The sequence below is a fragment of the Rhodococcoides kroppenstedtii genome, assembly GCF_900111805.1.
Lineage (GTDB): Bacteria > Actinomycetota > Actinomycetes > Mycobacteriales > Mycobacteriaceae > Rhodococcoides > Rhodococcoides kroppenstedtii.
Window position 1 is genome coordinate 117,549 of the sequence record NZ_FOJN01000010.1, and the last position, 23,770, is coordinate 141,318.

14 protein-coding genes and 1 pseudogene are annotated in these 23,770 nt (G+C 64.9%); 10 read left to right on the forward strand and 5 right to left on the reverse strand.

Annotated features, from left to right (window positions below; genetic code table 11):
• Positions 1 to 77 precede the first annotated feature (77 nt).
• On the reverse strand, positions 78 to 1,277 hold the full coding sequence (locus BMZ18_RS12845) for a sensor histidine kinase (RefSeq protein ID WP_244516525.1): 1,200 nt from the start codon (positions 1,275 to 1,277) through the stop codon (positions 78 to 80).
• A gap of 169 nt (positions 1,278 to 1,446) precedes the next feature.
• On the opposite strand from BMZ18_RS12845, the gene BMZ18_RS12850 reads away from it, so the two are divergent.
• The 6 genes and pseudogenes from BMZ18_RS12850 to BMZ18_RS12875 all read left to right on the forward strand — a co-directional run bounded on the left by BMZ18_RS12850 (position 1,447) and on the right by BMZ18_RS12875 (position 8,721).
• Positions 1,447 to 2,055: a DUF4352 domain-containing protein gene (locus BMZ18_RS12850; protein ID WP_068365424.1), complete on the forward strand. Its 609-nt coding sequence runs from the start codon at positions 1,447 to 1,449 to the stop codon at positions 2,053 to 2,055.
• A 69-nt stretch (positions 2,056 to 2,124) separates the two neighbouring features.
• Positions 2,125 to 2,760: a vWA domain-containing protein gene (locus BMZ18_RS12855; RefSeq protein WP_244516526.1), complete on the forward strand. Its 636-nt coding sequence runs from the start codon at positions 2,125 to 2,127 to the stop codon at positions 2,758 to 2,760.
• A 116-nt stretch (positions 2,761 to 2,876) separates the two neighbouring features.
• The gene (locus BMZ18_RS12860; protein ID WP_068365395.1) at positions 2,877 to 4,529 is read left to right on the forward strand and encodes a GIY-YIG nuclease family protein; all 1,653 of its coding nucleotides are present in this window, start codon (positions 2,877 to 2,879) and stop codon (positions 4,527 to 4,529) included.
• Positions 4,530 to 4,634: 105 nt separating this feature from the next.
• A pseudogene (locus BMZ18_RS12865) lies at positions 4,635 to 6,280 on the forward strand (nuclease-related domain-containing DEAD/DEAH box helicase).
• A 96-nt stretch (positions 6,281 to 6,376) separates the two neighbouring features.
• On the forward strand, positions 6,377 to 6,820 hold the full coding sequence (locus BMZ18_RS12870) for a hypothetical protein (protein WP_068365397.1): 444 nt from the start codon (positions 6,377 to 6,379) through the stop codon (positions 6,818 to 6,820).
• 29 nt (positions 6,821 to 6,849) lie between these two features.
• A complete protein-coding gene (locus BMZ18_RS12875) occupies positions 6,850 to 8,721 on the forward strand; it encodes an AAA family ATPase (protein WP_068365398.1) in 1,872 nt (623 codons plus the stop codon).
• Between the two features lie 56 nt (positions 8,722 to 8,777).
• Here the strand turns inward: BMZ18_RS12875 and BMZ18_RS12880 are convergent, their stop codons facing one another.
• On the reverse strand, positions 8,778 to 9,293 hold the full coding sequence (locus tag BMZ18_RS12880; protein WP_068365400.1) for a uracil-DNA glycosylase family protein: 516 nt from the start codon (positions 9,291 to 9,293) through the stop codon (positions 8,778 to 8,780).
• A 214-nt stretch (positions 9,294 to 9,507) separates the two neighbouring features.
• Between BMZ18_RS12880 and BMZ18_RS12885 the strand changes: the two genes are divergently transcribed.
• The 4 genes from BMZ18_RS12885 to BMZ18_RS19910 are packed head-to-tail and all read left to right on the forward strand — an operon-like array spanning position 9,508 to position 17,544.
• Positions 9,508 to 14,379 (forward strand): PDDEXK-like endonuclease domain-containing protein, encoded by a 4,872-nt coding sequence (locus BMZ18_RS12885; RefSeq protein WP_139203962.1) that lies wholly within the window; start codon positions 9,508 to 9,510, stop codon positions 14,377 to 14,379.
• Positions 14,376 to 16,040 carry a DEAD/DEAH box helicase gene (locus BMZ18_RS12890; protein ID WP_068365404.1) on the forward strand — a complete coding sequence of 555 codons (1,665 nt, stop codon included), beginning with the start codon at positions 14,376 to 14,378 and terminating at the stop codon, positions 16,038 to 16,040. Before BMZ18_RS12885 ends, BMZ18_RS12890 begins: the two co-directional genes overlap by 4 nt.
• A complete protein-coding gene (locus BMZ18_RS12895; protein ID WP_139203963.1) occupies positions 16,037 to 16,897 on the forward strand; it encodes a hypothetical protein in 861 nt (286 codons plus the stop codon). The genes BMZ18_RS12890 and BMZ18_RS12895 overlap by 4 nt, the downstream gene beginning before the upstream one ends.
• Positions 16,898 to 16,935: 38 nt before the next feature.
• A complete protein-coding gene (locus tag BMZ18_RS19910) occupies positions 16,936 to 17,544 on the forward strand; it encodes a hypothetical protein (protein WP_068365406.1) in 609 nt (202 codons plus the stop codon).
• Here the strand turns inward: BMZ18_RS19910 and BMZ18_RS12905 are convergent, their stop codons facing one another.
• From BMZ18_RS12905 to pglZ, 3 genes are read right to left on the reverse strand one after another with little or no spacing between them, the layout of a single operon-like run.
• A complete protein-coding gene (locus tag BMZ18_RS12905) occupies positions 17,545 to 19,704 on the reverse strand; it encodes a DEAD/DEAH box helicase (RefSeq protein WP_068365407.1) in 2,160 nt (719 codons plus the stop codon).
• Positions 19,701 to 20,993: a BREX system ATP-binding protein BrxD gene (gene brxD, locus BMZ18_RS12910; RefSeq protein ID WP_068365408.1), complete on the reverse strand. Its 1,293-nt coding sequence runs from the start codon at positions 20,991 to 20,993 to the stop codon at positions 19,701 to 19,703. Before brxD ends, BMZ18_RS12905 begins: the two co-directional genes overlap by 4 nt.
• Positions 20,990 to 23,767, reverse strand: a complete 2,778-nt coding sequence (gene pglZ, locus BMZ18_RS12915) for a BREX-2 system phosphatase PglZ (protein WP_244516527.1) — start codon at positions 23,765 to 23,767, stop codon at positions 20,990 to 20,992. Before pglZ ends, brxD begins: the two co-directional genes overlap by 4 nt.
• Positions 23,768 to 23,770: the final 3 nt, after the last annotated feature.

A 23,770-nucleotide genomic window follows, 5' to 3' on the forward strand; every position in this document is an offset into this window, starting at 1 on the left:
GTAGCGAACGACACCGACACGGCCGACCCATTGGATCTAGAGATTCCGTCGTGGACGTCGAGTCGAACTGAGCCGGGTCACGAGTACCAGGGCAACCACGCCGACAGGACGAACTCCCCACCGTGGACATCCCACCGCACCCATCCGCCTGCCGTCTGCGCTTGTTCGGCCAGACCGACCAACCCGCTCCGCGATCCCGGCCCTGGACTCCCGGACGCCGCCGGGTTTCGCACGACCAGGCTGATGCCGTCGGTGTCGGCACCGCTGACAGTGATCTGCAGCGGCGAACCGGGTGCGTGCTTTTGGCTGTTGGTGAGGGCCTCTTGGACGATGCGATACGCGGTGTGACTGGTCAGGTCGCCGACGGTCCCCGGAAAGATGTCCTGGATCAAGGTCACCCGACATCCCGCCGAACGCGCCGCATCGACCAGGTCGCCGATACCCGCCAGGCTGCGCCGGCCGGCGTCGGCGCCACCGGTCGCCGATCCACGGAGAACGCCGATGATGCGTTTGAGCTCGTCCAGGGAGTCGTGCGCAGTGGCACGGATCAGCGCCGAGGTGTTCGAGACCTTCTCCGGTCCGTCGGTACTTCCGACTTGTAATCCGCCGGCGAGCAGCGAGATCCGGCTGAGGCCGGCTGCGAGCGTGTCGTGCATGTCGCGCGCGATGCGCGCACGTTCCTGCTGAATCAGCATGTCTTCGTGCAGACGCCGAGACTGCGCGGTTGCTTCGTTTCTCGACCGGACCGCCACGTCGAGGTCGGACTTCGTTCTGCGTAGTTGCGAAAGGCCCACGACCACGGCGACGAGCACCGCGGCGACGAGCATTGGGAGCCACCACGGGAGCGACCAGGTCGGAGGGGGCTGACCTTCGACCTGCTTCACGCCGAGGGTCAATACCGAGAAATCACGTCGTCGGGACGCGTCGTATGTCAGCGAAACCGCGCAGGCCAGGTACACGGCCGCCGCCGCGCCGACCAGGCGACGCCCGCCCGCCCTGGCGCCGACTGCGTACAACGTGATGAGCGCGGCCGTGGCATCGGTTGCAAAGAACAGCGGTCCGGCGACCGACATGGCCAGGACGATCCAGGGCTTGTCGTGCCGCCAGACCAGCGCCACCGCCGCCGCGACGTTGAGGACAAATCCCAGCCCGGCGTTCCACGCGGGAGTACCGGATATTCCGGCCAGGCCCACCGTCATGATCGTGCAGAACAGGCTGAGCGTCACCGCGCCGACAGTCCAGGCGCGACGCCGAACCGTGGCTGCAGTCGTGGACACCTTGCCGACGTTACGGGGACCGTCCGACACGGTCGTCGGTTATTCGGTCGCGGAATCCGCCCGAAAGGACGAGAAAGGTCGACCGGTTCGACGAGGTGGAGAGCGGGCTGGGTGCGGTGTGCTCGTCGTGAAGCATCGACCGGTGCTCGACGTGTCGAGAGGAAACACCATGACTCAGCCTCCGCAGAACCCCTACCCGCAGCAGCCGCCCGCCAAGAAGAACTGGTTCTTGCGCCACAAGATTCTCACCGTCCTCGGCGCGCTGATCGTGATCGGCGTCGTCGTCAACCTGGCCGGCGGTGGCGGTGAGAGCGGGTCGGGCGGTGCCGACAGCACGACCTCCCAGGCTGCGCCGAACGGCGAGGAGCCCGCGGAGGGCGGTCAGGCACCGGGAATCGGGGCCGCGGTACGAGACGGCAAGTTCGAGTTCGTGGTCCAGAACGTCGAACGCGGTGTCACCTCGGTGGGGGACCAATACACGTCTCAGACGCCGCAGGGTGAGTACGTGCTGGTCACTGTGAATGTCGCCAATATCGGCAACGAGCAGCAGTTGTTCGACACCACGTCGCAGAAGCTGCTCGACGCGCAGGGCCGGGAATACTCCACCGACACCGTGGCCACGGTGACCGAGGATCCGAATCTCGGCTTCTCGCAGATCAATCCAGGGAACTCGCTGGTCGCAACCCTGGTGTTCGACATCCCGACCGGGGTCTCTCCGTCGGAGATCGAACTGCACGATTCCCTGTTCTCGGGTGGCGTGACCGTCGCACTCGGGTGACCAGGAATTCGATGTCGGACCCATGCTCTACAGTCCCGCATTCGATCGCACCGCGTGTCAGGAGCCCTCATGACCGATCCGTCCCTCTCCCTCGTGGCCGCCCTTCTCGATCGCTCCGGGTCGATGGCGTCGATTGCCGACGACACTCGCGGCGGTTTCGACAGCTTCATCCAGTCCGAGCGCGGACACGACGGCTCGACCGTGGTCACGCTCGCGCAGTTCGACGACCGATACGAGATGGTCTATGAATCGAAACCCATCGACGAAGTGGGCGGTCTCGAACTGCTGCCGCGGGGGTCGACCGCGTTGTACGACGCGGTGGGCACCTTCGTCACCGAGGTCGGGTCGACGCTGGCGGCACTGCCACAGCAGCGGCGACCGGGATCGGTCACGGTGCTCGTGATGACGGACGGCCACGAGAACTCCAGTCGCGAGTGGTCGCATCGGAAGGTGCGCGCTTTGATCGAGCAGCAGGAATCGCAGTACGGGTGGGATTTCGTGTTCCTGGGCGCCAACATGGACGCGGTGGAAACCGGGGCGCAGATGGGCTTCACGAGGGACAAGTCGCTTACCTACGCCGCGTCGTCCGAAGGGGTGAACGCGGCCTTCTCTGCGGTGTCCGATTACCAGGATCGGAAGCGGGCGTACGGGATGCGCAAGGCCGCAGGGTTTTCCGATGACGATCGGCGTCGGGCGGGCCGGTGACTAGAGATGCCGGCCCAGCGGTGACCGGCCACATGATTACGACAAATCGACCGTAAGGTCGGGTCTGCTGTATCGAGACCGGCTATGTTATCGATCGGTGTGAGGGAGGATTTGCGATGTGGTGTGGAGACGCGCGCCTGGCGAGGTGGTCGACCGACAACGGCTTCGGAGCCGAGCGGGGGTACAGCCGTGACCGGCTCGACGAGCTGACGCCGAAAACCAATGGCCTGTACATTTTCGAAGCCGAGAATCACGAGGCGTACATCGGCATCTCCACCGACCTGCGTGCGCGGCTGGCACAGCATTCCCGGCTCCACGGTGACATTCGAGCTTTCCGAGTGCGTGAGATGGCCGGCACCCCGATGGAACTGCGGACCGTCGAGCGAAAGCTGGTGCACGACGCCCAGAAGAACAGTTTCATCCTGCGCAATCGCGAACACGCCATGACCTTGACCGGTGAGAGCGTCTTCGATGACGTGATGGCTCCGGCGGAGCAATCCGCGTGGTTGCGAGACCCAGCCGGCGTCAACGCGGCGGACTTGTCGTCACCTCCTCCGTACGACAGCAACCACCTGGCTGCTCATGCATCGTCGTTCGCACGTTTGCAACAGCATCCCCGCAGCAGTGAGGTCATTGATGCGGTTGGCGTCTACCTGCGCACCTGTGTTCCTGTTCCGGTTCGCACCGAGGGCACCTTCTGGACGATCAGTTGCTATCCCGGCTCCTCTCGAGCACGCCTGACGTGCATCTCCATGGCCACGCTCGAGACGTTCTATGTGTGGTCCCCGCCAAACGAGGACCGGCTCGAAATTCGCATGTTCGTCGACGGAAGCCGGATACCGAAGAGCTGGTTGACGCGCGACAGGGCCTGGCGGAAACTCGCGCCGGGGGTCAAGCTGGGCCCGCGTGCGCACAAATCTGCCGGAGTGCATGAACGGGTCATCGTGATCGATGACGTATCGACGATGTCGGCGGCACTCGACATAGCCGGCGTTGCGGACGCGGCAGCTCACCACGCTCTTGCCGTGATGCGGAAGCGGCAGTCCGGCTACAAGATTTCGCACTGCCCCCAACTCGCGGCGGCGGTGTCCGTGTCGGCGGACCACCGCGATATCTCTCCCGTTCCGGCGCAGGCGGCAGTAGAGAGGGCGACTGCAGGCGTCACTCTCGACGATGAACTGGAAGACACTGTCGCTGACGTGGTGCCGAACGTCGGTGCCGACGCAGTTGACAGTTCTCAACAGCAGACGAAGGTGGACAAGTTCCTCCGACTCGATTCGGATGGAACCGTACTGCGCTGGCTCGGCGCATTCATCGAATCGGCTGTCCCGGACTCGTTCACGGACGCTGGAGTGAACTGGGGCGTGACCTGCCTGCCGTCGACGAAGTCGGGGCCCGGTTCGCAGCGGCTCTTCACGGTGAATGTGGGTGCGATAGAGGTGGCGTACGTTCGTGCTGCTACGAAGCCCGCAGGGGAGAACCCGAACGTCACTGTGGTCGTCTCGCGTTCCGCGCTCGAGGCCGAATCGGGTCTGTCGATCGATGAGTTGATTCGCGACTTTCCCTCGGTCACTTTCACTACGCATGGTTACGTTGCGGCAGGGGGTGACGACATCTCGTTGACCTGGTCTCTGGCGGCGCCACCAGAGAACATCCCGTGGCGTTTCGCGTCCGCTGTTCTGGTCGACGCCCTTCGCGGTTCGCGATCACCCTACGGGCGTTACCACTCTCCGGCACTGCACAAGGCGTCGTACGAGACACTCGCGTAACAGTCGGCAGACCCGGACGCGAGCCGCCCCCCAGTTGGCTGCGGCATTCGGGATCCCGCGCCGGGAAATCCGACCACCGATGCTGCGAGATGGCACCCTCGTCCTATGCCGCATGTTCCCGGTCCCCCTTCGCTCGTGAACGGTGCTGAGAGGACCGTCTACGAAGCGCTCGTCGACCAGCTCGGCGAGCACGACATCGTTCTGTCGAACCGGCGGGTCACCAACCACCACAAGGACTACGAGATCGACTTCGTGGTCCACCTCGACGGTCTCGGTGTCGTGTGTGTGGAGGTCAAGGGCGGGCAGGTATCGCACGACGGCTCGACCTGGGTGCAGACGCGTCAAGGCATGGACCACGCGATCGACCCTGTCGCACAGGTACGAGAAGCGAAGTACGCGCTCCGGACCTACGTGGAGGACGACCCACGATGGACGCTGGGCAAGGGGTTCCCGTGGACCCATGTCGTCGTCCTGCCGAACACCGAACTGCAGCAGGACTTCTCGCTCCCCGACTGCCCACGGTGGAGCGTCGTCGATCGGACGGGGCTGTGTCTCGGCTCGGGCACTCGCTGCGTTCCATTCTGCGTCACAAGTCGGACGGCACCCTTGATCCACGATCTGGTGAACAATTGCTGGCGGTGCTCGGTGGGCGAGGGTTGCCGCAGAAGGACGTCCTCTCGCGAGCCATCGCGAACGAGGACGCCGCGGAGACGTTGACCGCGCAGCAAGCGGTCATCCTGCAGGCCACCAGGCTGCTGAAGCGTGTCGAGATCCGTGGCGGCGCCGGCAGCGGGAAGACGTTTCTCGCGCTCGAGCAGACCCGCCGCCTGCAGAAGGAGGGTAAGCGCGTCGCGCTTCTGTGTTACTCGCACGGTCTGGCGTCGTATCTCAAGCGGCTGACCGCGACGTGGCCGCGCAAGGAACGACCCGCGTACGTCGGCGAGTTCCACGCATTGGGCATGCAGTGGGGCGCGGCGACGGGTCCCGACGAGTCGGTCCGGACCGCCGAGAGCGTGAAGTTCTGGGAAGAGGACCTGCCCGCCCAGATGGCCGACTTGGCCGCCGCTCTCGCCCCGGGCCGTAAATTCGACGCCGTGGTCGTCGACGAGGCGCAGGATTTCGCCGATGCGTGGTGGAGTCCTGTGGTCGAATCCCTCCGGAGTGCAGAGGACGGCTCCATCTACCTCTTCAGCGACGAGGCGCAACGCGTGTTCGACCGGCACGGCACTCCGCCGCTGGACCTCGTGCCGATCGTGCTCGATCAGAACATCCGGAACACCAAACAGATCGCGACGTGCTTCGGTCCACTCGCCGGACAACGCATGCGCTTGCTGGGTGGGGACGGACCCGCGGTAACGATGGTGGCGTGCTCGGCGGTAGATGCACTGGACCATGCGGACGACCAGATCGACGTGTTGTTGGAGTCGGGGTGGAGGGAGCAGGATGTCGCGCTCCTGACGACCGGTACTCGGCACCCCGAGCAGGTCTCACGTCAGGCAGAGGGGCAGGCCGAGTACTGGAACAGCTTCTGGGACCACGATCAGGTGTTCTACGGGCACGTTCTCGGATTCAAGGGTCTCGAACGCCGAGCGGTCGTACTCGCGGTGAACGAGTCAGGCGGGCGGGATCGGTCACGAGAGCGTCTCTATGTCGGACTGTCGAGAGCGCGAGACCAGTTGGTGGTGTGCGGGGATCCGGCTTACATCCGAGATGTGGGTGGGGCGGAGTTGGCTGCGCGACTGGGGATCTGAGGCCGCACGACGTGGCCGAACTCGCCGCCGCATGGGTGCGCCGCGAATCAGTTCGAATACCATCCGTGGACCGTCAGTCCGTGACAGGCTCGTTGCATGACCGACTATGTCTACGGTGATGTCGATGGTGCGCTGGTCTTCATACCGAAGGCTCGCGCCGAACAGCTTTCGATTCTGCGGTCGGATTTCGCGACCTGGGGTGATGCAAAGCAAAACTTGAGCTCGGACACCTGGTCCGGGGTCGTCGAGCAATTCGACGCGGGCGAGGTCGATGTTCCTGCAGACGACGAGCCGTACGATCTCGACGCAGTTCCGGGTCATGCTGACGGCAATTGGCCGGCGTGGCCCGCACGCGACATGCTTCGAGACGTGCCGGCATCGGTGCGCGAGAAGTTCGGCCGGACGGAAGACAGCGTCCACAGCGGCTCGTACCTGCACCTCGATGCTGCCGACGAGGACGAGATTCTGGAGGCTCTCCGGCGCCACGGCTGGACCTGCACGCGCGATGACGTTCTGGTGAGCAAGGCGAGCGGATATTGAGCTCGAGCAACGGACTGGAGCTCGACGCCATGCGCCGAGTTCATCGTGAGTACGAACGAGAACTCGCCGTTCGTTCGTCGGAATCCGTTCGCTATGCGGGACCTCGCAATGGCCTGTGGACGGGCTCGGGTCTGCCGACGCGGCCGCGCAAGATCGATGCCGTTCTCCTCGGTCGGGTGGAATTGGCCGAGGCGGACATGGACGTTCTGAACGGGCGCACGAGCTTCTTCGTCGGTAGCGCGCACGCAGAACTGCGAGACGTCGAGGTCTTCAACTGGACGGCACCCGTGGCGTGTGCGTTCTTCAACGGGGCGGATCACCACGACCTGTGTCGGACGGTGAACCGCGTACGGACCCTGTTCTACGAGAACGGTGAGGTGTCCACGTACGTCGATGACACCGGCAGTCATGTCGTCGAACATGCGGATATCGATGCCGACGACAGGCGGGCGAACCGGCGACCCCCACTGGCCGTTCCAAGGACGCGCAGTGGTCGACCCCCGCACGAGGACCAGCGCATCGAGAGTCATCACGTGGTCGAACGAGCGCAGGGCAGGGGGCTCCGCAACTCCGCCGCACTGCACGCGAGCTTGGCGCTCCCCAAGAAGATCGCCCTCGCATCGCATCTCGCGACCTTGCAGGGCGAGCAGTACGACTTGGCAACGAAGCCCGCCATGCACACCACGCTGATCGAGGGTCCGCCCGGGAGCGGGAAGACTGTCGTTGCCGTTCATCGCGCAGCGTATGTCGTCAGCGGAGACACTCCACCGGAGAATGCGATGGATGGAAACGTCCTCCTGCTCGGGCCGACGGAGGGCTACGTGACGCACGTGTCGGCCCAGGTATCGGCACTTTCCGACGACGCCGACCGCATTCGTGTCCGGGCAATCCCTGCCCTGATGTGCGACGTGGCCGGGCTGGCGACGGAACCAACCGGGTCGCCGACACGAAGTTGGCGAGACGCACAGAGTGAACTGGGGCGGTTCGCGTTGGCTGCGGTGACCAGAGCGCGTGCTCATCACGACGATCGACTGACGGTCAGACATGCCTACGACCAATTGCGGCAGGCAACGGTATCCAACGCCACGCGCGATGCCGCGGACTGGCGTCGATACCTCGGCCAGCTGCCGCCGTTCGCCCGCGCAGTGATGACCCGCGCTTATCTGCCGCTGCTGGCCATCCTGCGCTGGGCCGTCGAGCCAAATCCCGTCTACGCGAACATCGAGCACATCATCGTCGACGAGGCTCAGGATCTGACCCCACTGGAATGGTTCTTTATTCACCGGTTGAACGAGACGCGCCAGTACACCCTTCTCGGCGACCTTGACCAACGACGGTCGGACCACACGCCACCGAATTGGGAGGCGGTGTTGGAGATTCTGGAGGTCGAGCACGGGGATTACTCCCGTCGCCGACTGGAGCGCGGCTACAGGTCGACTCAGCCCATCCTCGACTTCGCGTCACGGTTGCTTCCGCGAGAATCGGGGGCGACCCAAGCGTTGGTGACGGACGGTCCGAGTCCGCGGGTCTTAGCCACTCGCACGTCCGAACTGGGCGCGACCACGCTGCGCGTGGTGAAGCAACTGGTCGCACATCACGCGAATGGAACGGTCGCGCTGATCGGTCATGACCGGACAGCCGTGCGCAGCCGTTTGAAAGCAAGGGGCTGGTCGCACACGCGTGGTGCGACGTGGTCCGACGGCGAAAGCAAGGTCGAGGTCCACGATGCCGACTCGTCTCGTGGGCTCGAGTTCGACGCCGTGGTCGTGGTCGAGCCAACCGATTTCACCAAGAATCTCCGCAGATGGGGCCCCCTCTACACCTCGCTGACTCGTGCGAACAAGGAGCTCGTCGTGGTGCACGCCAAGCCGCTCCCTCTGAAACTGGAACGCGCCCGCTGACCCTCGACGCGCATCGAGCCACAGGTCCATCAGAGGCAACGTCGATAGCGAGCCGATCAGGTCAGCAGTTCGGCTGCACGACGCATAGCGCTCTCGAAGCTCTGCCGGTTCGCAGGGGTGTAGATCCCCGGCCGTGCGGAGGACGCCCCGGCGACGACCGCGACGTCTCGCGGAACCCCGAATCTCCTGCTGCTCCACCCGTCCCTCGCTGGTCTGCCCAGAAGGACGACGACCCGAAGGCGGGGCAACAGCTTCACGAGTTCGACGTGATACGGCACCGATTGCTGCAACTCCCACGACGACGGATTCGAGCCCACGATCGGGAACGGGCAGATGTTCCAGGCCGCGCACCGTTCCCTGCGGATACCGTTGCTGGCCGCCGATTCGAACATAATCGCCGCACCGACGTCGTCGTTGTCCAGGCTCAGGAAGCGAACGCCGTCTCGGTCGGGATCGGCGTCGGCTTCACGGGCTTTCAACACGTACAGCAGTTCCGCCTCGACCCCGCCGACCGTGGGATCCAGATACGGCAACCGGGAATTTCCGGTCTCGTGCGCAATGCGATCGATCAAGTGGTTGATTGGTTCGACGTGCGGTTCACGGATACGACGCGCTCGACGAGAGCGCACCACGTCGGATGCGAGGGCACGTGGTGCTGTCGGAAGAGTGTCGTGCTCCATACGACGGATTCGACCATGACCGGCGGACCCGGGGAAGCGAACCTCGTGACCTGTTTGTCGGGGTCTCCCGCTACATTGGCCCCGACGCAACGTGAACAGGAGCGCAGTGGTCGATAGTGGTAATGCCGAGGTCCGCGCTCGGGTGCGTCGGCTGCTGGAATTCCTGCGCGAGACGGTCGCTGCGCGCTCCAAGCCCGTCCGTGCGTACGGACCCACCACGCGGCTCGAGTGGCTGTATCGCCCGGACCGTCGGCTCGAGATCGATCGCGACGCCGCGCCGGGACAGGCCGCCGTCCGGGTTCCTCGGGTCAGTGTCCAGTCGCCGCCTGCACCGTCGCCGGAGTGGACCTCGTACGTCAGTGGTTCGTGGGACGACGCGCGACAGCGGCCCTCGATAGACCATACGATTTCTCGCGACCATCGAGCCGCGGCCGACCAATGGTTGCAGACGTGGACCCAGTGGGCTGCGAATGACGGCCGGGACCGCCCCTTCGCCGCGCTGTACCTCTCCATCGACCGCATGCGGGAAGAGGTTCTCACCCAGCCCGAAACGGTCGAAGTCGTCCTCGCGTCCGGCCTGCTGACGACCACAGTGGCCGGGGTTCCCGTCGACACCCACCTGGTGACGCAGCCTGTCGAGATCGTGCGCGACGACGCGACCGGTGACCTGGTCGTTCGTCCCACGCTCGGTAGTAGCGCCCGACTCGAGGACAGGCAGGTGCTCTCGGGACTGCCGGGGTTCGACGCGAAGTCGACCGACCGAGTCGCGTCCACCCTCAGAGAGACCGTGTCGACTCCACTGTCTACAGACGCATCCGTCGTCCTGCGTGAGTGGGCGTCGATGACGAATGGAGTGCGATACGTCGGTGCTCTGGACATGCCGCCGGCGAATCGCCGCGGCACGGTGCGGGAATCTCCCGCGTTGCTGCTCCGGCGCCGTTCGGGGTTCGCCCTCGTGTCCTATTTCGACGCCATGATCGCGGAGATGGAGGCCGGCGCACCGGTCCCGCTCGGGTTACAGCAACTGGTCGAGAGCATCGGTTCCACCGATCGGCTGGACTGGCTGTCGACCACCTCGAACGACGCGACGACGGAAACGCTGTTCCCGCTGGCGGTCAATCGAGCTCAGGGCAGCATCATGGAGAAGCTTGCTCTCGACACGGGAGTCGTCGTCGAAGGTCCCCCCGGTACCGGGAAGACCCACACGATCGCCAATGTGATGTCCGCGATGCTGGCGCAGGGCAAGCGGGTCCTGGTGACCAGCGAGAAGGCTCAAGCTCTCCGTGTTCTGCGGGACAAGCTCCCTGTGGAACTGCAGGACCTGTGCGTCTCGGTGACCGACCTCGCCCGCGGCGGTTCTGCCGAACTCGACCACAGCGTGTCCGTGATCGCCGATCGACTGGAGAACTACGAACCCGCTACCGCGGACCGCCGCATCGACGATCTGACTCGACGCCGTCACGGTGCTTACCATCGCCGGCACGTCGTGAAGGAGCGCGCTGTGTCCGCGCGCCTCGCCGAGGCGGAACAGCACCGGATCGGAGGCCGCTACACAGGAACGTTGGCCCAGATTCTCGACGAACTCGGACAGCGTGCGGACGTACTCGGGTGGATACCCGGTCCAATTCACGACGAACGCCCACCGATCACGTCCGACGAGTTCCGCTCTCTTGCCACGCTGCTCGTCACCAGCGAAGAACACCGCGGTGACCGCCGTGCGCAGACTCTGCCGCCACTCGCCGACGTCCTCCCGCCCGCTGCGACGATCCGACGCCTGCTCGACCGGGCCGGCCGTGCGTCGCAGCCGACGCTTCTCGCTGATCTCCGTCCGACCGAGGCGCGTCAGCACGCGGCGCTGGCACGTCGCATCCTGAGCCAGGCGCAGGGCCTCGACGCTGATCTGCACCGCGTGCTCGACGAGGACCTGGCAGGTCGGCGGCGTTCTGTCCGAACCGCCGTGAGTGACCTCGAACAAATCGTGGAGTCGGCGCGAGAGTGCGAACAGCGCCTCGGCTCAGCCGTGGTCACGATCGACCACGTCCGGCGAGAGATCGTCGAGGCGTACGACTCGGCTGCTCGTGCTCTGGCCGACGGGAGGGGATTGCGACGCCTCCGGACACCGCGAGAGCTCGCCGCGGTGGCTCAGTTGGGTGTCGAGGTCCTGATCGACGGCTGCACGCCTCGGACCGCCGCTGAGCACCGCGCCGTCGCCGACCACGTCCGTCACCGTCTTCTTCTCGACGAGGCGCGGTCGGTTCTGTCCGACCTGGGGATCGACCAGTCGGCCGTGTCGAACGACCGGCATGCGTCGGACAGGGTGGAGGCGGAAGTGCGACGTCTCGCGGACGTCGAGAAGGTCGCTGCTGCAATCGAGTCGCTCGGCTCCGCGCTGGACGGGCGACTCGCGCTGCGCTCGGTCGACGACGTTCGCTCGGCGCTCGACGGTCTCACCGCCGTCGTCACCGCAGGGGAGAGCAGCAGCGTGCGTGCGCAGCTTGTCGGCCACGCCGAGGAGTTCGACGCGGCCACCGACGGTGCGGACAGTCCCGAGGCGCTGCAGCTGTCCGACGCACTCCGCCTCGCCGATCGAGTCGAGTTCGACGACGCCGTGCGTGCTTACGAGCGAGCGCAAGACGAGTGGCGTGAGCAGTGCGAGCTCGACGGTCTTCTCGACAGGGTGGACCTCGGAGCGCCCAGCCTGCGCACGCTGATGGTCGACGATCGCACAACCGACTGGCCGGCTCTGGCCACGCAGTTCGACGAGGCGTGGGCATGGCGGTGGGCGCGCCAGCAGGTGGAACGGCGGCTCACGCGCCCGGCGGACCCGAACGCGGACGACGACTTCGACGCGGCCGACGCCGAGGTGACGTCACTGACCGCTGCGCTCGCGGCGGAGTCTGCGTGGCGTGAATGTCTACAGCGCATGACAACTCGGGAGGTCCAGGCTCTGCGGACCTACCAGGACAGTGTCGCCCACATCGGAGATGCGCGGAGCAAGCGATCTCAGCGGTATCGGGCAGCCGCCCGAACGGCCATGGGTGAAGCCCAGAGTGCCGTGCCTGCCTGGATCATGCCGATCAACGAAGTGCTGTCGACCATCCCGCCGGTACAGAACAGCTTCGACGTGGTGATCGTCGACGAGGCCAGCCAGGCCGAGCCCAGCAGCCTCTTCCTCTTGTGGCTCGCTCCGCGCGTCATCGTGGTCGGGGACGACCGGCAGTGCGCACCGAACCTCGTTCCGCAGGAAAGCGAGGACCGAGTTCTCGCACGGCTGGACAGCTACCTGACGGATCTGCCGATCCACGTGCGGAACAACTTCGGGCCCGGGTCGAGCCTGTTCTCCCTGCTCCGCAGCCGCTACGCGCAGCGAGTCCGGCTCCGGGAACACTTCCGTTCGATGCCGGAAATCATCGAGTGGTCGTCCACTCAGTTCTACCGCGACACACCGCTGGTTCCCGTTCGTCAGTTCGGTGCCGATCGTCTGAAGCCCCTGCGGTCGACGTTCGTGTCGGATGCCGCCACCGCCGGGACCGGAACCACGCTCGTCAACGAGGCGGAGGCGCACGCTCTGGTCGACGCGCTGTTCGCCTGTGTGGCAGATCAGGACTACGAGGGCCTCACGTTCGGCGTCGTGGTGCTGCAGAGCCAGGCCCACGCGGAGTTCATCAGAGCGCTTCTGGCCGAGCGCATTCCGGCGGAACAGCGGGAGGAACTGCGCCTGCGTGTGGGAACGCCCGCAGACTTTCAGGGCGACGAGCGTGACGTGGTGTTCGTATCCATGGTCGTCGCCGCGACCTCGGTCACCAATGCGCTGACCAGCGCCCGCTGGCAGCGCAGCTTCAACGTGGCGGCCAGCCGCGCTCGTGATCAGCTGTGGCTGTTTCACTCGATCCGCCTGGACGAGTTGTCGCCGAACGACCTTCGAGCATCGTTGCTGTCGTACGTGCAGGCGTTACCGGCCGTCCCCGTGCCGCCCATGCCCGATGTTCCCGAACCGCGCTCGCCGCACCCCGCCTTCGCGTCGATGACCGCCCAGCGGATGTTCGTCGTGTTGCGGGACCAGGGCTATCACGTCAATCCGTCCGTTGCGATCAATGATCTGGAATTGGATCTGGTGGTCACCGGAGCGGGAACGCGGTTGGCGGTGCAGTGCGACGACGACCGGGACCAGACCGCCGATGCGATCGCTTTCCGTTTCGATCGCGAGGCCGACCTCCGCCGCGCCGGATGGAACGTCGTGCGCGTTCGCGCGTCCGACCTCATGGCCGACCCGGCCACGGCGCTGGGGCCGGTCGTCGAGGCTCTCGATTCGCTGGGGATCCTCCCCGGTGAGGTCAGCATCGACCAGGAGCGGCGGGCAGGCAATTGGCAGCCGGTCGCGCTCACGGCGGTCGAGGACGACGAGGAACCGGAGGAGCCGCCGGTCGTCGAGGCGGCTATCCCCGCCGTCGTCGAGGTTGCCCCACTGCCCCCGACGGTGACCACCCGACGTGCGCCGGACACGATGCCGCCTGCCGAGATGGAACCCGGCGAGACGCGGCCGCCGCGTTTCGATGGCTCCGCGCCCATTCGAGTCGACTCACGGTACGGCACGTCTCGGCACTCGCCGCCCAAGGCCGCAACGGCCCCCGTGGCGTCGCGGCCTTCGCCCGCCGTGATGCCCCGACGAGTGCAGAAGGCCGTGTCACCGCCGGCGGTGACACCCGTGCCCACGTCCGGAATCGAGTCTCTTCCGCGTGACGTGCAGGCAAAGTTGGCCGCGCTGCCCCCGGCGTCGTTAGCAACGGGCCGCGTGGTCGCGGTTGCTGCGGCTCGCCCCGGCGAACCTCTCACGGTCCGGCGGTGCTCTCTGGTCACTGGACTGACACCCGTCGTTGCTACGGAGATGTTGGGAGACCTCGAACGGGCCGGGAAGTTGGTTCGCCGCCAACGACGGGACGGCGTCGCCGAGTGGGTTCGACCGGAGGACGCCGCATGACCGAGTTGCGTCCCTGGCAGAAAGAAGCGTTCGAGGCCTGGCGTGCTGCGGGGTCCCGCGGCATTGTCGAAGCGGTCACCGGGACGGGAAAGACGCGGGTCGGCGTCGCAGCGATGCTGGCCGCGCGGAGCATGAACCAGCAGGTTCTCGTGGTGGTTCCGACGATCGACCTTCTCGAACAGTGGTTCATCGAGATAAAGAATTTGCTTCCTTCGGTGTCCGTGGGCAGGCGCGGGAACGGCCACAAGGACGACTTCCGGCACAGCAGCATCCTGATCAGCACCATTCAATCGGCGATCATGAGGGGTGCCCCGCAACCCCGACCCGGTGCGCTGCTCGTTGCGGACGAGGTGCACCGATACGGCACCGACGGGTTCGCGCGAGTCTTCAGCGATCGCTTCGACCACCGGTTGGGGTTGACCGCGACACTGGAACGTCAGGACGAGGGCGTCGACACCTACATCCGGCCGTATTTCGAGACGACGATCGCAGGGTGCGACTTCGCGCGGGGGCGGCGGGACAACGTCCTGGCCCCGGTGCGGGTCATGACGGTCGCGGTGGAGTTCACGCCAGACGAGCGTCGGAAATTCGACGAGCACGACGCCGTCGCTCAAGACGCTCGACAGCAGCTCGTCGCTCAGTATGGCTGCACAGCTGCACCTTTCGGGGCCTTCATGAAGGATGTTGCTGTCCTGTCCGAGCAGCGAGATCTGCCCGAGGGGCGGCTGGCCGGTCGCTACATGTCGGCGTTCAGCAAGCGGCGGAGTCTGCTCGCCGACTGCGCGGGCAAGCTGAGTGCGCTCGCTGTTCTCGCGCCCGCGCTGGCGCAGTCGGACCGATCGATCGTGTTCTCGGAGACCAAGGCGTCTGCGGAAGCCGGATCGGTAGTACTCCGTGAGCACGGAGTGAAGTCCAGCGCTTACTCCAGCGGGCTCGACCGACTCGCGCGAACCCGTGTCCTCCAGCAGTTCCGAGCTGGGGCGCTGACCAACCTCGTGGCACCGCGTGTGCTGGATGAAGGGATCGACGTTCCGGCCGTCGATGTCGGGGTCATCATCGCGAGCAGCAGCTCGCGACGCCAGATGATCCAGCGGATGGGCCGCGTTCTCCGTCCGAAACCGGGCGGCCGCGCGGCCGCGTTCGTCATCCTCTACGTCCCGGGAACCATGGAGGATCCGGCGCTGGGGGCTCACGAGGCATTTCTGGAGCAGCTTCTCGACGTGGCGGAGGAGCAGGTCGATGTGTCACTACAGGACGCCGCGGGGTTGTTGACCGAGTGGCTGTCGCGGCCGATCGAGAGGCCGGCCCAGCCTGCCCGCCGACCAGTCGAGCTGCCGTCGTTCATCGAACCCACGCTGGCAGTCATCGCGCCAGCTGCATTGAGCAACGGCGCAGACGCGACGACGCAGACCGCCGGCGAGACGACAGGCGGGTTCGACATGATCCTGCGATACACAGCGACGTTGCCCGCGAAGAACGCGCGAGTTGTAATCGACGTGCTCGGACTGGGAGGCGAACCACCTCGTCCGGTAGCCGAGATCGCTCGGATGGAGGGCGTGGCAATCGAGGAGGTCATCAGGATGCGGCAAGCAGCGATCGAGCGCGTTCGCGCCCTCGCGGCCACAGGGCAGCAGGACATCACAAGGAAGCAGGGCGCATGACGCAACTTCAGCTCACCCACGATGAATATCGATTGTTCACGATTACCCCCGAAGATGGTTCGGCCATCGGAAACGTCTCGGCCCGTACACGCCTGGGCTTTCCCAAGAACCGATACGGAAGAGCCAAGGACGGCTTGCTGGCGAAGCGTTTGATTCTGCGAGCACCGGGTGGTGGCGGTGCCATCAAGCGAGCCCCCGCGGCGGACGAGTCCGACATCGAGATGGATTCGAACCGGGGGATCGCGGTCGTCACGCCGCCGGTGGCCGAGTCGAACCTCTATGCACCGATGCTGGAGACATTGAGAGGCGCGTGGGGAGCGGATCGCGGATTCGAACCGATCGCAGTGGAGGACGTGGCCAACCTCGGGAGCAGGAAGACAGGTGGGAAGTGGACGCGCCCTGATCTCGTGGCAGTCGGTGTCACCACGTTCGACTTCGTTCCGGATCTTCTCTTCGACGTGATTACTTTCGAGGTCAAGCCTGCTGATCAGGTCAATGTGCTGGCGGTATACGAGGCACTGGCTCACCGGCGCTCTGCAACGCACGCGTTCGTTGCCGTCCACATCCCGGCGGTCCTGTCCGATTCTTTGAAAAGGGGTGTGCAGCAGGTGGTTGCAACGGCCGCAGAGCATGGAATCGGTGTCATCAGTTTCGCCGATCCATCGGACTACGAGACCTGGGAAGTACTTGTGGACGCAGTCCGAGTGTCGTCTCCGCCGGAACAGATCGATGCATTCGTGCGCAGGAATATCTCGCTTGACGGCCAAGGCCGCGTTTCCAATGCAGTCGAGAGATTGCGACGCGGACTTCCCCCGACTTCGGACGGCGACGCCATCCTCGCCTCGGCTGATTCGTAATGGCAAAGGTTCGTTCGATAGCTCCGAGCAATCAACGGGTGAAGGCACACCCGACCGAGGTCGATTGCCAGTTCGCAGTCATCCGCGACGGCGCAGGCGACACGTTGATCCACCTGTCGACCTTCGGTTCCGACAACCGTATGTCTGCACCGAAGAGTAGCCAGTCTTTCCAACTCGATCGCCCGATGGCAGAGCAGCTCGTCGAACTGCTGATCGACACGTTCGGTCTGAATCCAGGCATCCCGTCTGCAATCGAGCCACCGTCTCCCGCCAATGTCACAGCAGAATCGACGCCTCGCGTCGACATCGCGTTCCCCGCAGTCGCCGAACAGGGCGTCGACGAACGCATCGCCGCTGTCGTTTCGGACCACGAATTCATGGCGCGATACGAGAGGTTTGCGCCACGGTTCTCACCGATGTCGATCGGGATCCTGCTGTCCGCCGCGATCACCTCGAACGGACGGCTCCCATTCGATACCGTGGCGCAGCTTCTCGGAATCCGAGTCTCACGGGTTCGCCAAGCAATCGCCGTTCTGAGTCAGGTCATCAACGGCGAGGGTGCCACGCTTCTGGAAGAGAATGGGGTGGAAGTCGTACTGCATGAGAGATTGATGTTCGAGGAGTTCGGAGTTCCCAGCCGGTCGTGACTAGTGCACAGAGTGAATCTGTACCGGATCGGTGAGGACCATGTTCGCGGATTCGCTGTCCAGCAGCCGGGAGGACAGCGTCAGTGCTGCAAGCTTGTCAGGAAGTGCCGCGGAGAACTTCAGCCCCCGGACAGCTTTCGGATCGACGAAAGGGAGTGGCTTCGGTGCATCGGGCCGACGTGCTGCAGCCAGAGCGTCGCTGATCTGCCGCGGGTCGAGATCGGAGTGGAGCCGGATGTAATCGCTGCGTGCGCTCTGACGCGGTGGCACCAGGTCGGGCAACCATGCCGACAGGGTTCGGTTCGCCCTCGATCCCGCCCATGTCCACCACCTCCAGTCACCTCCGTCGCGCGTGATGACCAGAGCGTCCGACGACACGGCCACATTCCGGTCTGCGCGGGTTCCTTCGATGTCATCGCGTGCTCGCCGGGTCAATGTCACCCCGGCGGGGGCAGCGCCCAGTATCACCGCTCGCATGCCCCTGGCGATCGGGAAAGACGCGCCTTCTCCTGCTGATCCCCACTTGGCACGTCCGGTGACCGTCGTGGATTCGACGTAGCAGAGCCGTCTTTTCCAGTCGATGTGCGTGACCAACCACGAGCGTCCGCCGAGCAGCAAAACTCGGGGTCCCTCGACGGATTCGGTGAGAACCTCGGTCTCCACGAAACCGATGTCGTTTCGCCCTGCCATCACGGTGAATTGTGGTGCGGCGGTGAATACTGCCAGAAGGTCCATGAAATGGCGTCGACCGAACCTCTGCTCTGCCGCCGGCCCGATGAATGCGATCCCTCCGTCACGTTCGAGGAACTTCTCCTCGAGCAGGTAGTCGAACGCTTGCTGGGCCGTCGAATCGAACAGTGGGAGCGTGCCCCAAGGCTTCTTCCAGTCAGTCAGTGGGATCTTGTGGTGTTGCAGTGCGTAGGCGAGTACCTGCTGAGCCGCGATGTGGCGAGGAGCCACGGGCGGCGTCACGGGCTCGACCCAGCCTGCGCTCCAACACATCAGCATCCCCAGAACGGATACGAGATTGCTCGAATCGAGCGCGAGGAACAAGCAGTTGCGGGACGTTCCAGGACGCCTTCCGGTTCGCCCGAGTCGCTGCAAGAACGAGGAGACGGTCCTCGGAGCGTTGATCTGAATCACTCGATCGAGGTCGCCGACATCGATACCGAGCTCCAGCGTGGAGGTCGCAACGATCACGCAGTCGCGCGCGTCCGCGAAGGCCTCCTCGGAGCGTCGACGCTCCGTAGCGGACAGTGACGAGTGTGAGAGGAAAACGGTGATGCCTGCGTCATGCAAACCCTCCCCTAATTCTTCTGCAAGTCGACGTGAGTCGACGAAGACGAGTCGCTTCTCTCCGTGGTGGAGTGCGGCGATGACTTTGACCGCGTTCTCGACACTCCCTACGTAATCGACGGTGACATCGACCGACGCCAAGGCTGGCAGGATAGATCCCTCGCGAACGACGAGTGACGTCTCCATGGCTGCAATGGCATTGGTGGGTACCTCCGGTGCAATGACGCTGCCGACGCGGGTGGTGTCGGCGGACTGCAGCCACTGGAGGAGCTCTGTCGGGTTACCGACGGTGGCGGACATGCCGATGCGCTGGAGCGGGCGCCCCAGCAGGCTTTCGATTCGGGCCAACACGGCCAGCAGATGCCATCCCCGATCGTCCCCGGCGAAGGCGTGCACTTCGTCGATCACCACCGCCTGGAGGTTGCCGAACAGCTGTTCGGCATCGACGGACCGGGAGACCAGAATCGATTCCAGTGACTCGGGCGTAGTGAGGAGGACGTCGGGTCGATCGCGCATGATGGCGGCGCGCTTGGCTGCGGTTACGTCACCGTGCCACGTCGCGGCGGTGTGGCCGGTCCACGCGGAATATGTCGCTACGCGCGGTTGCAGGTTGTTCAGCAGCGCCTTCAACGGACAGAGGTAGAGGACGGACAACCCCTGCCAGCGCTGTGCCGACATTCGACTCAACAGTGGAAACAGCGCTGCTTCCGTCTTGCCCCCGGCCGTCGGTGCCAGAAGAATCGCGTCTTCGCCGTCGAGTACGGGTCGAACCGCCGAGTCCTGGAGAGGGCGCAATTCCTGCCACCCGAGGCTGTTGACGACGTGGTGCTGAATCACCGGATCGAGAAGGTCGAAACCACTCACAGCTCTACCTCGTCGGCGGACGCCGCGTGCCGTTCGGTGTCGGTCATCTCGGAGTCCGTCACAGTGAGCGAGTAGTCGCGCCTCGGATCGAAATCCACGAATTGGTCGACCTTGTCGAGCACATCCAGAACAATTTTTTTCAGAAACAGGCGAGGAGACGTCCCGACCTGGCCTCCAAGCTTTCCCGCGACGGCGCTCGCCAAGACGGAGATGTACGCGTCGTCCACCATGGCATCGATTCGAGCCGGCGACGAGGCGCCGTCGCGGTAGACGTTTCGCACCCGTACACCCACCTCCACAAGCTTCTCGAGGTCGAATGCGCTGAGTCGAATTTGTGGCGCCCTCGGATTGTCGAATCGAGCAGGTCCTGTGAAATCGGTGTGCAGTCGCTGCGCGAGAGGCGGGAGGGACTGCACACCCATACGCCCGTCGAAGAAGGCCGGAGTTCCCGTGATCACCAAGTACAGGCCGGGGTAGCGACCGGTGTCCAACTCGTCGATCCACTGCCGCAGAGCATTCAGAGCTTTCTCGCGCGTGTCCGACCGCATGCGCTGCAACGTTTCGACCTCGTCGATCACCAGTAACAGGCCGGGGTGCCGAGCGCCCTTGAGTACAGCGAGAAGACCCTGAAGGAAGCCCATGGCCAGGAAGTGATCGACGTCCTGTCGCACCCCGGCAGCCCGCTTGGCTGCAGCGCTCACGTGCGGTTGACCACCGAGCCACGCGACGAGGGCATCAGCCGTCGCTGTGTCGTCGCGCTCGAGGCAGTCACGATACGCACGCAAGACCATCGGATAGATCGGTGTGACGGCGGCGACGGCAGACAGTCGCGTTTCCAGGAGGGCCTCGACCTGCTCCGATGTTGCCTCGCTCGTACCCGCTGCCGTAGCGGCGTCCTCCTCGATCCCGTACAACCACGAATCCAAGACGCCCCGAAATGCGGACGGCGCGAAACTCGACGTGCGCAGTGATTCCGTGGTGCGGCGGTACACGGTCTCCAGCTTGTGCAGCGGGGTTTCGACCTCGCTGATCTGCACCTCCGCGACGGCCATTCCTCGTTTGAGCGCTTGCTGCTGAAGCCACCGCGCGTAGAAGGTCTTGCCCGAACCGTACTCTCCTCGAACAGCTTTGAAAATGGAGCCACCAGCAGAGACCGCGTCGAGCTCCTCATTGACCGTTGCCTCGAACTTGTCGATCCCGACCGCCAGGACGTCGAGATTTCCGGACGGGACCGTTCCCTGGCGTAGGGCTTGGAGAATCTCGCGTCGACGAACCGGTGACAGTGTCATGGGGCTACTCCGAACTGCTCGAACATGAGGTCAGCGGACAATTCCACTTCTGTCCCGTTGTCGCTCAACGCTATGACACCATCGGCATTGAGCACCTGACTCAATGCGGCTACCGCACGACGTGCCCGACCCGGTTGGATACCGAGGATCGACGCAGCATGAGACAGGGTGATCCGGCCGTTCGACTGGATCAGCCTGACCAGTAGGGCACCGATTTGCTGTTTGGCGATGCGCGGAGGGAACGCAGCGCACTGCTGCGCGAACAAGGGCGATCCGAGAAGGTCGGCGACGCGATCTCGGCCCCCCACTGGCTTGGCGTCACCTGGTGACGTCGGCTCGGCCACGTCGAAGAGTGTGTCGGTGGGCGCGGGACGTGGTACCTGCTTCTTCGAGCGCGGCCGTACCGGTGGAGCCGTGTCCACGACAGTGATTGCAGGTCGCGCGGCGTCCCACCACGCGGGTGCCATATTGGGGCGTTCCACCAGACCCAAGTGCTGAGGCACGGCACCGTTGACGAGAATGCTCACCGGAATCACGGCCTCGGACAGAGCCGCGCCTCCGTGATAGCCGGCTTTGAGACCGGTGTAGCGCACGTGCTCGTCGACAGCCAGCACGGCTCGGTTGTGGTCTGTCAAGACGCGTTCGCCCTGCACGATGACCTCGTCCGCGTGAACGGAGGCGGGATCGGCCTCCGACAAGCCTCGGTATCGCGCGGATTCACGGGTTCCACGCTGAACGCTGGGGTGCTCACGGCGCTCCACCACATGGCCGTGATCGCTCGTGAGCACTACCGTTCTTCCGACGACGGCGGCAGCAGCCAACAAGGCATCGAGATGTTTGAAACTCGACGTCGACCACGAGGTTCCGATCGGGTCGGACCTGTCGAGGGCATCGTCGATGTCGTTGAGCACGCACGCCACTACGGGACGTCGCTCGGTGTCTTCCAGTGCAGTTCGTACCTCGGTGGCGAGGGCATGCCCACGCGACACCGCGTCCATATCGGCCTTGTGGAACAGCACCTGACCTGACGCGGGGAGACCGTTACGCTGCAGCCAGGCATTGAAATTGTGCCGTTCGGTGCCCTGAGTGCCGGTCGCCAGGGCGCCGGACAGCAGCGAGCACCTCGAGAATTTCGTGACGGTCGGTAGTACGGCAAGCGCCGCTCGTACTCCGACGGCATCTTCGAGTTCGCACTCCTGCCATTGCGGGCGATAGCGGCGAAGTGCATCGGAGACGACGTCGTTGGCGACGGGTGCGCTCATGCCATCGCAGACGACGAGGAGGACCGGAGTCGCCGGCGATCCCGGAGTATGGCCGGTGGCCCCCGGTGGCGGAACGGTCAGAGGTTCGAGGACCCGGTCGAGAAAATCTTCGATGAACAAGAGTCCCGGCGAAGAACTGCGGTGCACGCCATTGGAGGCAACAAGCCGAGCGAAGGACCTATCGAAGTGCCCTCGCTGGGTACGGGCGGCCTCGACAATCCGGTGGGTTGCCGCCGCGAGCATTGTGTTGTCCGCACCGGTGAAAGCGACGTTGACTGCGCCGTCCACCCAGGACAACTCGGACCGGTACGCAGAGAGCCATCCGGGCAGGGTATCGGGTTCTGTGCTGGGAGACTTCAGGTAGCGGAGCAGCCTGACAGCGGCGGCGCCGACTCGCACATCGCGCGGTGCATCGGTGGAATCGGGCTGCGCCGACCGGTGTGCGACCACGTTCGCCCACGCGTTCTCCACTTCGCTCAGGTCGGAGGAGTCGATCGCCGCGGCAAGTGCCTCGGCAAAGCGGTCGATCCGGGGTCGCAACGCCGATGGCAGAACATCCGACCTTCCCACCAGAGCAGCCGCGTCGAATCCGTCCACCAGCGACTCGGCGCGGCGAATGGTGCTGGCCGGAACATCGGGACCGGATACCGCCAACGTCGCTGTGTTCCCCCAGGCAGTCAGGTGGCTTTCGGACAGCTGGATCGAACCGCCGACGAAGACGTCGAGAAGCGTGCGCACTCGGATCGACTTCTCGTACGGAACAGGAAATGCCGCCGAGGCCGAACTTCCGGTGTCCAGCAGTGCTGCGACGAGACCCACCGGGACGACATCGGACGGTCCGGACTGCCTGATCAGCTGTGCGATGGGCTCTCCGAGCGGCCCGAGTGATCGAGCGATCCATCGCAGGAGCTGCTCGAGCAGCGCAGCGTCAGTGGCTGTTTTCCAAGTATCGAACCGAGTTGTCGCGGCGGGGTTCATCGACCACCGGGCGAGGCTGTGGGGCGTGAGTCCTGCAGGGTCGAGGCCGAATTTCTCGCGAGCGAGCACCGTGAACAGGTGATCGGTCGTCAGAACACCGTCCGGGGCCGGTGTGACGCGAGCGGTGTGCAGCTCCCGGAGCACGGCGCGAGCGCAGTCGTTGTTCAGCCCGAGAAGATCGAACTCCTGGTGTGCTGCCCCGAACAGTTGTCGGAGAACCGGCCACGGGTCGAGGTTCGAAAGCCGACCGGCAACTAGGTGCTCGAGCACTCCGACAGGGATCTCCGCCGACGTCCGATCGGTCAGAATGACCACCCAATCGACGTGGGATCTGTCGATCAGCGCGTCCCTGATGGCCAGGACGGACGGAGCAGTGCGCACGCGAACCGAGTAGCCGTCGATGGTCAGGTCGGTGTCACCTTCCCATTCGGGTGCGGCGGACACCGCGATGACGCCGTTCTTGTGTCGCGACTGCGTGAAGGATGCGACGAGAGTGCTGATGCTCACGACGTCGGCGGTCGGAAGACTGTTCACCAC